This is a genomic window from Microbulbifer variabilis ATCC 700307 (genome assembly GCF_000380565.1).
GTDB classification, from domain to species: Bacteria; Pseudomonadota; Gammaproteobacteria; order Pseudomonadales; family Cellvibrionaceae; genus Microbulbifer; species Microbulbifer variabilis.
On record NZ_AQYJ01000027.1, the window covers coordinates 309,286 to 323,844 of the forward strand.

The following is a 14,559-nucleotide window of genomic DNA, read 5'->3' on the forward strand; positions in this document are numbered from 1 at the left end:
CCGAAGCTCGGATCAGAAGGTGTACTTCATACCCAAAGCGGCAGTACGCGGCCGGTTAGCACGAGCACCATCGGGGCTGCGACTGATAATCACCTGCTCATCAAACAGGTTATCCACTTTCAGGTAACCGGTCAGGTCGGCGCTAAAGTCGTAGTGCGCAGCCGCATCCACAACCCACAGAGACTCTGTGTAATCGAAGCGGTCAGTATTCCCCTGATTACAGCTAGTATTAACACACATCTCGTCCTGATAGGCTGCGGTTAGGTTTAGACGCCAGGCAGCGCCACTATCCAGGCCAGCAGATACAGCAAATACATTTTCCGGCAGGTATTCAAGATTATCCCCGGCAACTAGACCTCCATCGTCACTGTCTTCAGTAATTTCAGCATCGGTGAAGGTATAGGTAGCTCTTACTGGCAGCGTCCAACCGTTTGCAAGTACCCACTCACTGCCGAAGGTAGCTTCCAACCCTTTGATCTCTGCCTCACCCAGCTGGTAGGTACCACTGTCGGCACCATTGGGGCATTCCACAGCTACCGAACAGTTCTGCACAGCATTTTCATAATCGCTGTAGAAGGCAATTAACTCGGCACTTACGCTACCGTTATCAAAGCGCGCACCCCATTCATAGTTTGTGGATAACTCCGGGCCCTGGCCATCGGCTGCGCCTGCACCGGGAGGAGCAAAGCCACGGTGCACTCCTGCCAGCAGGCTCCACTGCTCATTGGCCTGGTAAACAACCCCCAGACCGGGCAGCCACTCATCCACCTGATTGGAACGGTAGCTGCCCTTCTCAGTACGATCGGCGTCGTTATAACGCTGCTGCTCGGTCTCTATATCCTCGTAGCGAAGAACAGCAGTGAGAGTCAGCTTTTCGTTCAGCCTGATATCGTCGTAGATAAAGAACGAGGTAGCCTCAGCTTCTTCGACACGGTTATTGCTGGCGCTAGGCAGCTCAACACTATCAAATACCAGTTGGCCATCAATTTGGTTGTAAATTTCTACAGGTTGATATCTGTCGACTTCATCCTGATGTTGACGCAGGCCGAATGTCAGCTCGTGGGCAATAGCACCAGTGTTAAAGCGCCAATCGGCACTGATTTGCAGACCCTTGGCCTCGTACTCGCGGTTGTTATGCTTGATACCAAAGGTGTAATCCTCAGTGCCATCCAACACCGCTTGGGGATCTATAACTCCGTCAACAGCGCCGCCGGTATTAACAGCATCTATCAATTCACCCTCGCTGACCTTAAACCAGTCGCGCTTAAACTTGTTGTAATAAGCCTGGGTATGCAGGGTAAAGCTGTCACTCAACTCGATGCTGTGGTTCAGCTGAACGGTGCTGTGGCGATTCTGCATTTCATCCAGGGCACTGATACCATAGCGACGATTAGGATCATCGTTAAAGTCGGCATCCGTCAGTCCTAGATAACTCATGCCTGACTCCTCTTCGGAGTACTGCAGCTTGATATCCAACTGCTGGCGAAAGATCGCATCCGCATCGGACTGCAGGCGGCCTTTCAGCAGGTAATCTTCTTTAGCAATATCCGCGCTGTCCGCGCGATCGATTTCGCGGAAGCCGTCCGCATACTGTTGCTGGGTCTCCAGCAGCCAGCCGGTATTTTCTGTGCTGGTACCATAGTGTGCGTGCAGACGGGTCTCACCGTATTCACCGGCTTCTAGCTGCACCATGCCCTGGCTGGAAGTTGGGATTGGTGTGCTCAACATATTTACCGCACCACCAACAGTAAATGGACCGTATTGCAATGCGGCGGGGCCTTTGAGCACTTCAATGGCATCCATACGGCCTGCACTCGGGAAATAGTAAGCCTCCGGTGCCGAGTAAGGTGCCGGAGCTACCAATACGCCATCTTCCATCAGTGAGATCTTGGCAGAGCGGCCACCCTGTGCACCACGAATACCAATATTCGGACGCAGACCATAGCCATCCTCTTCGAGGATGTAGACACCCGGTACAGAACGCATCATGCGGTTGATATCTACATACTCGAATTCGGCCAGCTCATCAGCATCAACCAGGTGCGCGGAACCCGGTAGCGTCGAAATGGACTCGGAATCGCCAATAACGGTAACCGTCTCCAGGCGCTGTTCAGCCAAGGTTGGTGCAGCTGTAACAGCCGCCAGGGCGATAGCCAATGGCGACAGGAAAAATTTCTTCATGAACCCTCCATTGAGTCGTTATAGCTTTGTAATTATTGTTATTAATAAGAATGATTGTATTTTACCATTATAAACCCAATGGCATAACAGAACTATTTCTTGCCTTTTGATGCCTTCATGAGGAAAAAATGGCTGTCTTTATAGTTTCTATCCTAATAAGGGGATGTTTTCTAGGATCTAACCTTTGACCCGACTAGCATTGGGCCCATGTATCCGCCTCGGGGGTGCCCATGATTCGAAAGGCAGAACTCAAAGAACTGGACAGGCTGGAGCAACTCTGGCTCCATGCGACAGCCAACTCTCACCCCTCTTTGTCCCGCCAATTCTGGCTCGATCACGTCGCGCAGTTTCGTCGTGACTGCCGCCAGGCCAGTCTCTGCCTCGTATTTACAGGACGCCACAATGCCGTAGCCGAAGCATTCATTACTCTTCTTGACCGGGACCGCATAGCCTATCTCTGTGTCAGTCCAATATTTTCGGGCTGCGGCATTGGCGCCAGCCTGCTCTCCGCAGCGGGTAAAGGTAGGCTCCAACTGCAAACCGAGGTATTGAGGGAAAACCTCCGCACACGTTATTTCCTACAAAAACAAGGGTTTGTGGAAACCGAGCGGCGTTATATTGCTGAATACGGCCAGCACCTGATCCAGATGCGCTTCGATCGCACCCTGGATTAGCTCTTTATAGCCATGAGCCCTAGTCAAAAGCTTTTACTTATAACTGAAGCTTATTGATTCACTTCTTTTTATTGTTTCTACGCGACAAATTAAGCGGGTAGCATGCGTTCTACCCTAACTATCCTATGCGCTGATTTCTTATGGGACACCACGCTTCCACCAACACCGTGCAGTCTTTTTCCGACCGCTTCTTCCACCACGGTGCCGATTTGGCATCGCTGAACAAGTCTTTTGTTGGGGCCAAGCCCAGCGAGATCATGCGGTTCACCATGGAAAAGGCACAAAACCCGGTAGTTTTTACAAACTTCCGCCCACTTGCGGTCGCTTTTCTGCACCTGGTCACCAAAGCCAAGCCAGATATCCCAGTTATTTGGGTGGATCACGGATACAACACACCAGAAACCTACCGGCATATCGAAAATGTCGTGAGGACGCTGAACCTGAATCTGCGTACCTATTCACCCAAGATATCGGCAGCTCACTACAATGCGGTCTATGGTGGTATCCCGCAGTTGGATACCCCCGAGCATGACTTCTTCTCACGCACGGTAAAGCTTGAACCCTTTAACCGCGCAATGCAGGAGTTACAACCCGATGTCTGGTTGAATGGTATCCGCCACGATCAAAATGCCCATCGCAAAAATCTGGATGTGTTTACTCAAGGCAATCACGGCACCATTCGTGTAGCGCCGATGTTCCACCTAAAAGAAATTGATGTTGAAGAGTACGTTTACGAGAATGACCTTCCCGATAACGATATTTACTTTGATCCAACTAAAGGTGAGGAGCACCGGGAGTGCGGGTTGTTACTGGAAAAATAGAGTGGAATACTCGGTGAGGACTAGCGTGCTTCGCCTATCTCTTTAACAAGGCCTTCTATCCCAGCCGATTATAAAGTAAATACTTTTTGCGTATTTAACGAATAAAAAAATCTATTACAAAAGGCGAGTCTCGACTCGCTGTATTTTTTTCAAAAAGGAGACTCTTCTATTTACTTCTGCGTAAATCCAGAAGAGTCCTTAAATTACTTATCATGCGATAGGCTAGGCAACTGCCTCTTTGGCGAGATGACCTCCTTTTTCCATGTGAATTTTTAGGTCCTTCAGCATTTGCTCAAATTGAGAGCCGGTCATCTTCTTCACCACAGGGCTCAACACACCTCCTAAAGCATTTAACTCCATATTTGCAGTGAAATTCACTGTAGTGCCACCACCAACAGAGGGGCTTAATTTAAATTTAGATAAACTCTTTTTAACGGGGAATCCCGGTGGCGTATTTTTTGTTTCAACCGAGACATCCAGTTCATAGTTTTTCTCATCAAACCTTGTAATAGTTTCATCTGCGACAAGACCCGACGGTCCCTTATTTGTCAGCACACAAACCCGGCCTTCTACACTCGCATTTTCAACAGGTTTTCCTTCCTTAGCAAAGGAGTGAGGGATTAAAGTCATCCACTCAGAGGCTGTGTAAAAATCAACGGCAAGGACCTTCCAAACCTCATCAATTGGGCGGTCGATTGCGATTTCTCGGTTTACTTGGGCTTCTTTCATCTCTGATCTCCTGGGTTTCTCTACGGGAGTGCTATTGACGGGAGACAGATTAACTGGACACTATATGCAACGGAATACAGCAAAATAGGACAGTGTGTTGCATAAAGAGTCCATAGATTGGGGAGATATCCAGTTCTTTATCGCGGTAGCCAGGAGTAAGAGTGCTCGCAGCGTTGCTGACGACTTTAAAGTCAGCCATTCCACAGTTTCTCGCCGTATTGATGCCCTGGAGGAAAAGCTTCAGGCCAAGCTGTTTTATCGCAGCTCCAAAGGCTATCAGCTGACGGAGGATGGCAAAGCGATGCTCGACTATGCCCAATCGGCAGAGCAGTATCTAAATGCCGCGCAAAAGCATTTACAGGGAGGGAGTAACCAGCTCTCCGGGGAAGTTCGCATCACGATGCCGGATGTAGTCGCATCGCACTTAATTATCCCCTACCTAAATGACTTCTCACGTGCGTATCCAGAGATCAACGTACAGCTACTGGTTACTAGCCACGTTCTCGATTTGGAAAGTCACCAAGCCGACATAGCACTTCGTATTCTCCCCAAAGGCGGCGTAAATGTTTCGGATCGACTTGTTGCTCGCAAGCTCGCCGACCTACCCAGTTGCTGTTACGGTTCTCCAAGGTATATCGAGGAATCTGTACCTGACGATGGTCACTGGCTCGGCTGGAGTGGCGATGACGCCATATTGAATTGGGCCAAAGACACACCCTATCCACAGATGCCTTATCAGCACCAGATTAATCACGGCTTGATACAGCTAGAGGCAGTTAAGAGTGGACTGGGGCTGGCCAGGCTGCCCTGCTTTCTTGCAGATGGTGCTGAAGGAGTCATTCGGGTCCCTGGGGCAGCTCCATCCCGCCTGCATGAACTGTGGCTAGTCTCCAATCCAGAGCACCGCAATGTTATGCGTTTTAAGGTTTTTAGGGAGTTTATCGTGGAGTTGTTTAGTCGTCTTGTAGACAAGCTTGATGGAAAGCAGGGTTATATTAATACCAAGAACTGATCCGAAGATCACTAGATCTACATAAAGACGGTTCATCTAAAGGGGCGGGTTATAATCTTCTCTTGTTTACGGCTGCCGGCTTGTTTAACCTGGCGTAAATAGATTGGATTTTTTTGATGCTTACTTTTGTAGATCTTTTTTGCGGCGGGGGCTTTGGTGCGCGTGGTGCAGTCAGTGCAGGAGCAACTCCTCTTCTTGCTGTGGATGCCTGGGATCTCGCGACAGAGACCTATCAACATAACTTTCCCGAAGCGGAGGTTCTTACCGAGCGTATTGAGAATGTGGTTCCGAGAAAATATGCCAAGAAGTATCAGCCAGATGTACTGCTCACCTCTCCTGAATGCACGTCCCATTCCATCGCCCGTGGTGCCCGCCCCGGCTGTGAACAGAGCAAAGAAACTGCCCTGGGAATAATTCCGTGGATGCGGGCCCTTAAGCCCCGTTGGGTAATCGTGGAGAACGTACCACAGATGAAGAAGTGGGATGGCCTGGAAAATCTCATCCGGGACATCCGTGGGCAAAAATATGAAGTCAGCCCACTGGAGTTGAATGCTGCTGACTTTGGTGCCCCACAGGCTAGAAAGCGTATGTTTCTGGTTTGCGACAGGATGGGAACTAAGATAACCAAAGAAGACCTTCTGAAGCTTCATAGACGCCAGCGGAAAAATGCTGCATCAATTATCGACTGGACAGGGCAGTACAAGTCCAAGCCGCTTTATAGTCCAAATAGGGCGAAGGCAACTATCGAACGCGCCGAACGTGCAATGGCCGAACTTGGAAAAAACAAAGACTTCCTGATTGTCTATTACGGTTCTGATTATGCTGGCGGCTGGCAAAGACTTGAGGACCCTTTGCGTACAGTAACAACATTAGACCGCTTCGGCTTGGTCACATGGGAAAAAGGTGAGCCTCAGCTCAGAATGCTCCAACCACCGGAACTGCTTAAAGCAATGTGCGGCAATAGCAAACACAAACTGCCTGTGGGTAATCGCCGGGATAAAGTCAAACTTTGTGGTAATGGAGTCTGTTCACCTGTTACAGAAATTATCTTCAAAAAGTTGAACCAGCTCGATCAGATCAACCGTGAAGTAGCATGATGGAGATCATCAGTACGGATCTTGCCAACCAGGATCTTTTTGTTGATGCAATTTACGGTGGTTCCAGAAAGGGTAACTTCTCTGATGACCCGCTTCCTGCACTGTTAAGTATTGATAACGGAACAGGGTTCCGGTGTCTCGGAAGCCCTAGAACGGAAGTTGACACTCTTAAGTTACTAGTACTTCAGACTGATTTCTCGAATCTTGACTGGCCAGATGAACGGGATATTGAGAACGGCTTGGCCCTGACTTCTCCTCATGCTCCGAAGCCATGGCTCGACTGGATAAATAAGCGTAAATACAATCGGCTGGTCGCAGAAACAACAGTCGGTATCCGGTCTACGAAAGAGCAAACGGATCTTTCCACCGATGAACAGTCAGTTATCTCATCCTCTACAATCGCTTCAGGGATTCTCCAGCCGGGTTTGAGTCCCTTGCCGCTGATTTGGTCGGCATCGCGATGCCAAATACTCACAATATTGAGATAACCAGGCCTTGGCGGGATGCAATAGGTAAATACCGTATCTGTCAGGGAGCAAGTGGTATTGACGTTGATTTCGTAATGGAGGCGAAATCCTATACGATAGGCAATAGAGTTGGAGTAAAGGAAATTTCACGATTGATTTCCCGGCTGCGTCATCGTCAGTTTGGAGTATTAATAACCACTGCCCATCTTGCAAACCAAGTATACAAGGAACTCAAAAGCGACGAGCACCCGGTTGTTGTTTTATGCGCATCAGATATTGCCAAGCTCCTACTTAAAAAGCTGGGAAACCCATCAGGTGTCCAGCGCTCGTTAGATCAAAATCACTGACTCAAGAGTGCTTCAACGCGTTCCACGCAAGCCGGTAGGTTTTCTTTTATTTCGTGCTCCCAGATCCTGAGCACCCGCCATCCTGACTGTTTTAACTCTTGTGAAACCTGCCTGTCACGCTCACAGTTTTTATTGATTTTTTTCATCCAAAACTCAGTGCGGGTTTTAGGTACTACGAAATGTTTTGGGCATTTGTGCCAAAAGCAACCATCAACAAAAACTGCTACTTGTGGAGTGACAAATATGAAATCTGGTTTTCCAATTAGATCGCTCTTCAATCTATAGCGATATCCAAGCCGCCAAAGAGACTTCCGTAACCTAATTTCAGGCTTTGTATTTGAGCCAGAAATCCTCGACATACAAAAGGATCTTTGGGAAGCGGTTAGGACATCCATTTATTCTGTTGGCAAATTTCCGCAAGCATCTATGAATTCTTGATGGTGTGTTTTGGATTGCTCTAATAACTCACGGTATGTTTTAACAAAGACTGCACCGCTGTCGCTATATGACTTTTCCCGGTGCCGAAATACCCTTTCAGAAGATTTTTCTCCACCTATAACATAACAAACGACGCTACTAAACCCTGATTGCGAAGCATACTTTTCTTCGAGAAATGACTTGTAGTCGAAAGCTTGATCGATTGCCTTTAGGTCAACTTTGTAATTGCTTCTCTTAATTTCAATTACGTATAAAATTCCACCTAGAGCATTACTGCAAAGAAAATCGATCCTCCGATCGGTTTCGTCTAAATCAACTTCTGGGTACGTTTCTTGTAATAGTTTCGAGAATGTCACTTCATCCTTGAATTCAATAATTCTCGGGTCTAATAACCAGGAAAACCGTTTCAGGAAGTTGTGAAGTGTCGGAACTTCTTTAGTATCCGTTTCAAGAAACTGTTCAAACCTCTTGATTACTTGAACACGAGCAAGGGCAAGACTGCTGATTTGAGCTGCTTCTGTAGCTTTCCACTCATCAATGAGCTTCAGAAATTTCGGAAGTTCATCTGGGTGAATTGTGTCTGCAATCTGATGGGCATACTCTTTATAAGTGGCATTTTCAAACTTGCCAATAACACTGCCAATAATTTTACTTGACTCATCAACGTCAAGATTAGAGTTTTCGAGAATCGGTGAGATGATTTTCTTAGCTAGCGTCTTATCGATACTGGTCAGCTCTGCTTCCCAATCTTCAATATTTAATCCTGTTTCAGCCGTGATGCTTTTCTTTTTCTTTGCAGCTCGGCGGGCTCTCCATTGTGCCCCGATCTTTTTTATCACCTGCTGTAGGTACGATTGAAGGTCTCGAGTTATATCATGCTCCCAATTCAAGGAGTGACGATCTGTTGATATAAGGTCATCTTCGACATCATCAATAAAATCTACCTCTAAATATCCTGTGACATAAGAATGAAACTGGTCAGTATCTCGTAAACCATAAAACCCTGCATTGTTAACAATTTTTCCTCGGGACGTGAGATAGATTCCCTTCATTTCAGTATCTCTGATCGGGGTCTCTAAAGTAATGACACTTCCTTGAACTTGGTGCAAATACTCAAACTCAGTTCCACCAAGCTTCTCATTAGGAAATTCCCATCTGAATTCTTCTTTGAAGTCTTGGAATTTGAGCTCATTTGTAATTTTTAAGGGAGCCCCACCATTGTGAGAAACAGTCACCTGCATTTGATCGAAAATAAGGAATTTTTTCGAAAGGCCGATAGCAAGGTCATCAATTTTAAACGGAGATTTTCTCTTTACTTCGCGAAGCCAAATTTCTGTCCCGTCTTGTTCCGATGTAGATTCATTTTGATGAATGATGTTGGGATTATACGAGTCTTTCTGAGAGGCTTTGATGTCATTGATATTCATTGAAAAGCGGTTTTCAACGCCATCTTTAACTGTTCGGACCTCAACCTCATTGCAAATGCCAAATACTGAAAGTTTCCCAAGTCCCTTTTTTCCAATAACTTTCCGTCCATTTGGTGTACTTTGAGCATTATCAGAGACCCTTCGGTTTCGCCCCACCATGAGATATTTTTCATTGAGGTCGTCAAAGCTCATTCCGTGGCCATCATCTCGGTAGTAAATGGCCTTCTCCGCCCCATCATCTTCGAAAACTATTTCGACTTCTTCGGCGTCAGCATCCCAAGAATTTGAAACTAACTCTGATATTACACTTGGTAACTTAGAGTAAAGGGATATTCCAAGGTGCTCGATAGTATTGGGATCGAATTTCAGGGTGAGTTGGTCATCCATGGACTAAACCTACTTATTCTTGTCTCCCACCAAACATCATCTTTCGATAGCTTAGTGGAAGTTTTTATTCTTTATTCTTTGAAGCGCCTACTTACGCCCCCCGCAGCCTCGTTCTCTCAGAACACGGATATGAGACTGCGGAGCGTGGACTTGAGACTCTGAAGCGAATCTTCTGAGACCTGACAAATGCCAATTAAACGTCGAGATTTTCCACCGCCAAGGCATTGGTCTCGATAAAGTCACGGCGTGGCTCTACCTGATCCCCCATTAGGGTGGTAAAGATCTGGTCAGCCGCAATGGCATCCTCCACAGTGACCTGCAGCATACGGCGGCTCTCTGGGTCCATGGTGGTTTCCCAAAGCTGCTCCGGGTTCATTTCCCCCAGTCCTTTATAGCGCTGGATACCGTAGCCTCTGCGGCTCTCGCCCATCAGCCAGTCCATCACTTCAGGGAAGCTACTGACAGGGTGCTGCTTCTCACCGCGCTGAATAAAAGCCCCCTCTTCCAGCAGGCCCACCATCTTCTCACCCAGAGCGCAAATAGACGCGTACTCAGCGGAATCGAAGAACTCGTGGTTAATCAGGTAGTCACTGCCAACACCGTGGGCCACGATATGGATATGGGGCAGGAACAGGCCGCGCTCGGTGTTCTCCTGAACCGTCACTTCATGGCGACGGGTTCCGCCACTCTCCTCTTCACCCAGCTTCTCTTGTAGTTTCTCACTCCAAGCCGTAACTTTTTCCTGGGACTGCAGGTCTTCCTGGGTGAGGCAAGGCAGGTAGATCATGCTGCGCAGCACTTCCTCAGGGTACAGACGCGACAGACGGTCGATTGTCGCCAGTACGCTGCGGTACTCGCCTACCAGGCTCTCCAGGGAGGCGCCAGAAAGCCCAGGGGCGTCCGGGTTCACAAACAGCGTGGCGCCTTCCAGGGCGGCGTTGGTGAGGAACTGGGTTAGAGCGCCCTCATCCTTCAGGTACTGTTCCTGTTTGCCCTTGGAGATCTTATACAGCGGCGGCTGGGCGATGTAGATGTGGCCCCGCTCGATCAACTCCGGCATCTGACGGAAGAAAAAGGTGAGCAGCAGGGTGCGGATATGGGCTCCATCCACGTCAGCATCGGTCATGATGATGATGCTGTGGTAACGCAGCTTGTCCGGGTTGAATTCGCTCTTGCCGATGCCACAGCCCAGTGCGGTAATCAGGGTACCCACTTCGGCGCTGGAAAGCATCTTGTCGAAGCGCGCTTTTTCCACATTGAGGATCTTACCCTTCAGCGGCAGGATCGCCTGGGTACGGCGATCGCGGCCCTGCTTGGCAGAACCACCAGCGGAGTCACCCTCCACCAGGTAAATTTCAGATAGTGCCGGGTCTTTTTGCTGGCAGTCCGCCAGTTTCCCGGGCAGGCCGGCAATATCCAACGCGCCCTTGCGGCGAGTCATTTCGCGGGCCTTGCGGGCCGCCTCACGGGCTTTGGCCGCGTCGATCATCTTGGTGACGACAGATTTGGCTTCCTGTGGGTTCTCCATCAGGTAATCTGTAAAGTGGTGGCCCATCTCCTGCTCTACAGCGGGTTTCACTTCGGATGAAACCAGCTTGTCCTTGGTCTGGGAGGAGAATTTCGGGTCCGGAACCTTCACAGAGATAATCGCGGTGAGACCTTCCCTGGCGTCATCGCCAGTGGTGTTCACTTTGTCTTTCTTGCCCAGGCCTTCCCGCTCGATATAGCTGTTCAGGCCACGGGTCAGGGCTGCACGGAAGCCCGCCAGGTGGGTACCGCCGTCGCGCTGGGGAATATTGTTGGTGTAGCAGAAGATGCTTTCCTGGAAGCTATCGTTCCACTGTAATGCCACCTCTACTGCAATGCCGTCTTCACGCTGGCTCTGGAAGTGCAGAACCTTGTTAATCGGGGTTTTGTTCTGATTGAGGAACTCCACAAAGGCACTCAAACCCCCTTCGTATTCATAGACCTCTTCCTTACCACTGCGCTCGTCCTTCAGGACAATACGCACACCGGAGTTCAGGAAGGACAGCTCACGCAAGCGCTTGGCCAGCACGTCGAAATGGAATTCGATATTGCTGAAGGTATCCTCTGAGGGTTTGAAGTGCACTGTGGTGCCGGTGGTATCGCTGTCACCCACAACTTCCAGAGGTGCCTGGGGCACACCGTGGTGGTAGGTCTGCTCGTGGATCTTGCCACCGCGACGGATAATCAGCTTCAGCTCCTTGGACAGAGCGTTTACTACCGATACCCCTACCCCGTGCAGACCGCCGGAGACCTTGTAGGTATTGTCATCAAATTTACCACCCGCATGAAGGACGGTCATAATCACTTCTGCTGCAGAGACCCCCTCTTCCGGGTGAATCTCTGTTGGGATACCACGGCCATTGTCCGATACAGAAATGGACTCATCCGGGTGGATGGTTACACGGATCTCATCACAGTGGCCGGCCAGCGCTTCATCGATGGAGTTGTCAACCACCTCGAATACCATGTGGTGCAGACCGGTGCCATCGTCGGTATCACCAATATACATTCCGGGGCGCTTGCGCACCGCATCCAGGCCTTTTAATACCTTGATACTGCTTGAGTCATAGCTTTGCTGCTCTGACATTTATTCGCTCCATTCAACTTATTGTGCGGCCGAAGCTTCGGCACTGATCTTCCCATGTTCCACGTGGAACACTTTTGGGCAATTCCAAGGGGCATCTAGCTGCCGCCAGGGGCGGCTTGTAGTGCCATCCTCAATTCCGGTTACAAGCACCTGGCTGGCACAACGCCCTACCCAGTGCGCAAAAATCTGTTGATTGTATTCATCCAGCTCCGCTGGCAGATCGTCAACCAGGAATACCGGTTTCTCCCGGTGACGACACACCAATTGCGCCATAGCCGTTCGGACAGCACATACCAGCATCTTCTGCTGGCCACGGGATAAAACATTGTGCGCTGGCTCTCCCGCAACGGTAAAACGGAGATCTGCCCTGTGAGGCCCAGTGCGGGTATGCCCTTGACTGAGATCACCCTCCCGAGACTCCCTAAGCGCCTCAGCCAGCTCGACCTCCTTTCGCCAACCACGCCGATAGCTTATATCCACTTTGTGTAACAGGCTAAGAGGCAACCCCACCAGAAGAGCGGTCACAGCCGCTCGCAGCTCATGGAATTGGCCCTGACGCAGGCTGTCTACCCTCTCGCCACTCTGAGCCAACTGATGCTCCCAAATCCCAATCGCGTCAGCGTCGATTTTACCACGTCGCAACAAGGCATTTCGCTGCTTCAATGCGATTTGGTAGTTTTTCCATTCCTGCGCAAAAAGATGTTCCACGTGGAACACTGTCCAATCCAGAAGTCGCCTACGTACACCGGGCCCGCCATCCAGGGCGGAGAAGCTATCACTATTGATCAACTGCAAGGGCAGACAACTGGCGAGCTGTGAACTGGACTCAGCTGCCGTCTGGTTGATACGCACACGACCACTACCGTTGGCCAGACGTTCAACACCGAGGTTGAGCCCCGTATCCAGCTGGGTAAAAACCGTAAGTCCGGGCTGATCATGTTGAATAACAGATTTATGCTGACGAGATCTAAAGGAGCGACCTGTAGCCAACATATGTACAGCTTCAAGGACTGAAGTTTTGCCACTCCCATTTACACCACAGAACAGGTTTACTCCTGCGTCCAAAAACAGGTCAGCTTGAGAGATATTACGAAAATTGGAGATCAGAAGACGGGTCAGTGCCATAGACCCTTCTCCTCGCTAGCCGGGGGAATGCCAGCCGCAAGATTCTGAAAAAACAAAGGGACCACCTGTCCATGATACAAAGCGGTCCCCTCTCGAAAGTGAGCCAAGCTTCTCAGCCTGAGTCTTATAGGCGCATCGGCATAATCACATAGAGGGCATCGCCCTCCTCAGGCTGCTGCAACAGCGCACTGCTGTTGGCATCCGCCAGACTGATGCGGATTTGGTCACTGTGGATTGCACCGGTAACATCCAGGAGATAAGAAACATTAAAGCCAATCTCCATAGGCTCTCCCACATAATCCACCAACATCTGCTCCTCAGCCTCCTCCTGTTCAGGGTTGTTGGCAATAATTTGCAGTAACCCCTCGGAAACCTGTAAGCGTACACCGCGATATTTCTCGTTAGAGAGAATGGCCGCACGGGAGAATGCCTGGCGCAGCCCCTGGCGATCGGCATAAACAACATTGCCTGCACCTCGTGGCAGAACGCGCTCGTAATCCGGAAACTTGCCATCCACCAATTTGGAGGTAAACGTAAACTGGCCACTAACAACACGGATATGGTTATTACCCAGTACCACCTGCGCCTGGGTATCAGTGTCCTCTAGCAGACGACCAAGTTCCAGTACACCCTTACGGGGAACAATAGCTTGTATCGGAGTTGAAACATTTAATCCCGGCGCATCCCGATCACAGAGGGCCAGCCGGTGACCGTCAGTGGCGACGGCACGAAGTTGCTGTGGGCGGCACTCGAGCAATAAGCCATTCAGGTAATAGCGGACATCTTGCTGAGCCATGGCAAAGCTGGTCGCTTCAATAAGGCGGCGGATCTCACGCTGGGAAATGTCGAAACGTGTTTGGGCGCTTGCTTCCTCCTGATTGGGGAAGTCGGCAGCAGGCAGGGTTGATAACTGGAAACGGCTGCGCCCACTGCGCAGCACCAGGCGCTCACCATCGCGCTCAAATTTTAATTCAGCACCATCGGGCAAAGATCGGCAGATATCCAACAATTTACGTGCTGGGACTGTCACCTCACCTTCCATCTCCACACCGTCCACCGGCAGGCGGCCAACAATCTCAACCTCGAGATCAGTCCCAGTCAGGGACAGCTCTTGCCCCTGTAATTGCATCAATACATTGGCCAGGACCGGCAAAGTCTGGCGCTTCTCGACAACGCCGGCTACCAGTTGTAGCGGTTTCAGCAGGGCGTCCCGGCTTACATTGAATTTCATCGGTAGTTT

Annotated in this window: 13 protein-coding genes; 6 read left to right on the forward strand and 7 right to left on the reverse strand. The window is 49.8% G+C overall.

The annotated features are described in order from the left end of the window. Nucleotides 1–12: 12 nt before the first annotated feature. Entirely contained in the window at nucleotides 13–2,181 is a 2,169-nt protein-coding gene (locus tag G367_RS0114525) for a TonB-dependent receptor family protein (RefSeq protein WP_020413872.1), read from the reverse strand. A gap of 230 nt (nucleotides 2,182–2,411) precedes the next feature. Between G367_RS0114525 and G367_RS0114530 the strand changes: the two genes are divergently transcribed. Next, on the forward strand, nucleotides 2,412–2,855 hold the full coding sequence (locus G367_RS0114530; RefSeq protein ID WP_020413873.1) for a GNAT family N-acetyltransferase: 444 nt from the start codon (nucleotides 2,412–2,414) through the stop codon (nucleotides 2,853–2,855). Nucleotides 2,856–2,995: 140 nt separating this feature from the next. After that, complete coding sequence (locus G367_RS0114535) at nucleotides 2,996–3,676, forward strand: phosphoadenosine phosphosulfate reductase domain-containing protein (RefSeq protein WP_020413874.1); 681 nt, start codon at nucleotides 2,996–2,998, stop codon at nucleotides 3,674–3,676. A 222-nt stretch (nucleotides 3,677–3,898) separates the two neighbouring features. On the opposite strand, the gene G367_RS0114540 is transcribed toward G367_RS0114535, so the two are convergent. Then, nucleotides 3,899–4,405, reverse strand: coding sequence for an SRPBCC family protein (locus G367_RS0114540; protein ID WP_020413875.1), 507 nt, complete (start codon nucleotides 4,403–4,405; stop codon nucleotides 3,899–3,901). 97 nt (nucleotides 4,406–4,502) lie between these two features. Here G367_RS0114540 and G367_RS0114545 point away from each other — a divergent pair, with 97 nt between their 5' ends. From G367_RS0114545 to G367_RS26650, 4 genes are all read left to right on the forward strand, one after another. After that, a complete protein-coding gene (locus G367_RS0114545) occupies nucleotides 4,503–5,417 on the forward strand; it encodes a LysR family transcriptional regulator (RefSeq protein ID WP_169337120.1) in 915 nt (304 codons plus the stop codon). Nucleotides 5,418–5,533: 116 nt separating this feature from the next. Further along, the gene (locus G367_RS0114550) at nucleotides 5,534–6,514 is read left to right on the forward strand and encodes a DNA cytosine methyltransferase (RefSeq protein ID WP_020413877.1); all 981 of its coding nucleotides are present in this window, start codon (nucleotides 5,534–5,536) and stop codon (nucleotides 6,512–6,514) included. After that, nucleotides 6,511–7,002 (forward strand): hypothetical protein, encoded by a 492-nt coding sequence (locus G367_RS26645; protein ID WP_211214944.1) that lies wholly within the window; start codon nucleotides 6,511–6,513, stop codon nucleotides 7,000–7,002. Before G367_RS0114550 ends, G367_RS26645 begins: the two co-directional genes overlap by 4 nt. Continuing rightward, nucleotides 6,975–7,328, forward strand: a complete 354-nt coding sequence (locus G367_RS26650) for a restriction endonuclease (RefSeq protein ID WP_026305141.1) — start codon at nucleotides 6,975–6,977, stop codon at nucleotides 7,326–7,328. Before G367_RS26645 ends, G367_RS26650 begins: the two co-directional genes overlap by 28 nt. On the opposite strand, the gene G367_RS0114565 is transcribed toward G367_RS26650, so the two are convergent. The 5 genes from G367_RS0114565 to dnaN form a co-directional block, all read right to left on the reverse strand. Beyond that, nucleotides 7,322–7,723 carry a very short patch repair endonuclease gene (locus G367_RS0114565; protein ID WP_020413878.1) on the reverse strand — a complete coding sequence of 134 codons (402 nt, stop codon included), beginning with the start codon at nucleotides 7,721–7,723 and terminating at the stop codon, nucleotides 7,322–7,324. The genes G367_RS26650 and G367_RS0114565 overlap by 7 nt on opposite strands. Continuing rightward, nucleotides 7,724–9,580 carry an ATP-binding protein gene (locus tag G367_RS0114570; protein ID WP_020413879.1) on the reverse strand — a complete coding sequence of 619 codons (1,857 nt, stop codon included), beginning with the start codon at nucleotides 9,578–9,580 and terminating at the stop codon, nucleotides 7,724–7,726. Between the two features lie 193 nt (nucleotides 9,581–9,773). Then, nucleotides 9,774–12,194 (reverse strand): DNA topoisomerase (ATP-hydrolyzing) subunit B, encoded by a 2,421-nt coding sequence (gene gyrB, locus G367_RS0114575; protein ID WP_020413880.1) that lies wholly within the window; start codon nucleotides 12,192–12,194, stop codon nucleotides 9,774–9,776. An 18-nt stretch (nucleotides 12,195–12,212) separates the two neighbouring features. Next, on the reverse strand, nucleotides 12,213–13,319 hold the full coding sequence (gene recF, locus G367_RS0114580; RefSeq protein WP_020413881.1) for a DNA replication/repair protein RecF: 1,107 nt from the start codon (nucleotides 13,317–13,319) through the stop codon (nucleotides 12,213–12,215). Nucleotides 13,320–13,443: 124 nt separating this feature from the next. After that, nucleotides 13,444–14,550 carry a DNA polymerase III subunit beta gene (dnaN, locus tag G367_RS0114585; protein WP_020413882.1) on the reverse strand — a complete coding sequence of 369 codons (1,107 nt, stop codon included), beginning with the start codon at nucleotides 14,548–14,550 and terminating at the stop codon, nucleotides 13,444–13,446. Between the last annotated feature and the right edge of the window lie 9 nt (nucleotides 14,551–14,559).

Excerpts from the sequence above, each read along its gene's own strand:
- G367_RS0114525 (WP_020413872.1), bottom strand. The coding sequence starts at position 2,181 with ATGAAGAAATTTTTCCTGTCGCCATTGGCTATCGCCCTGGCGGCTGTT.
- G367_RS0114530 (WP_020413873.1), top strand. The coding sequence starts at position 2,412 with ATGATTCGAAAGGCAGAACTCAAAGAACTGGACAGGCTGGAGCAACTC.
- G367_RS0114535 (WP_020413874.1), top strand. The coding sequence starts at position 2,996 with ATGGGACACCACGCTTCCACCAACACCGTGCAGTCTTTTTCCGACCGC.
- G367_RS0114540 (WP_020413875.1), bottom strand. The coding sequence starts at position 4,405 with ATGAAAGAAGCCCAAGTAAACCGAGAAATCGCAATCGACCGCCCAATT.
- G367_RS0114550 (WP_020413877.1), top strand. The coding sequence starts at position 5,534 with ATGCTTACTTTTGTAGATCTTTTTTGCGGCGGGGGCTTTGGTGCGCGT.
- G367_RS26645 (WP_211214944.1), top strand. The coding sequence starts at position 6,511 with ATGATGGAGATCATCAGTACGGATCTTGCCAACCAGGATCTTTTTGTT.
- G367_RS26650 (WP_026305141.1), top strand. The coding sequence starts at position 6,975 with ATGCCAAATACTCACAATATTGAGATAACCAGGCCTTGGCGGGATGCA.
- G367_RS0114565 (WP_020413878.1), bottom strand. The coding sequence starts at position 7,723 with ATGGATGTCCTAACCGCTTCCCAAAGATCCTTTTGTATGTCGAGGATT.
- G367_RS0114570 (WP_020413879.1), bottom strand. The coding sequence starts at position 9,580 with ATGGATGACCAACTCACCCTGAAATTCGATCCCAATACTATCGAGCAC.
- gyrB (WP_020413880.1), bottom strand. The coding sequence starts at position 12,194 with ATGTCAGAGCAGCAAAGCTATGACTCAAGCAGTATCAAGGTATTAAAA.
- recF (WP_020413881.1), bottom strand. The coding sequence starts at position 13,319 with ATGGCACTGACCCGTCTTCTGATCTCCAATTTTCGTAATATCTCTCAA.
- dnaN (WP_020413882.1), bottom strand. The coding sequence starts at position 14,550 with ATGAAATTCAATGTAAGCCGGGACGCCCTGCTGAAACCGCTACAACTG.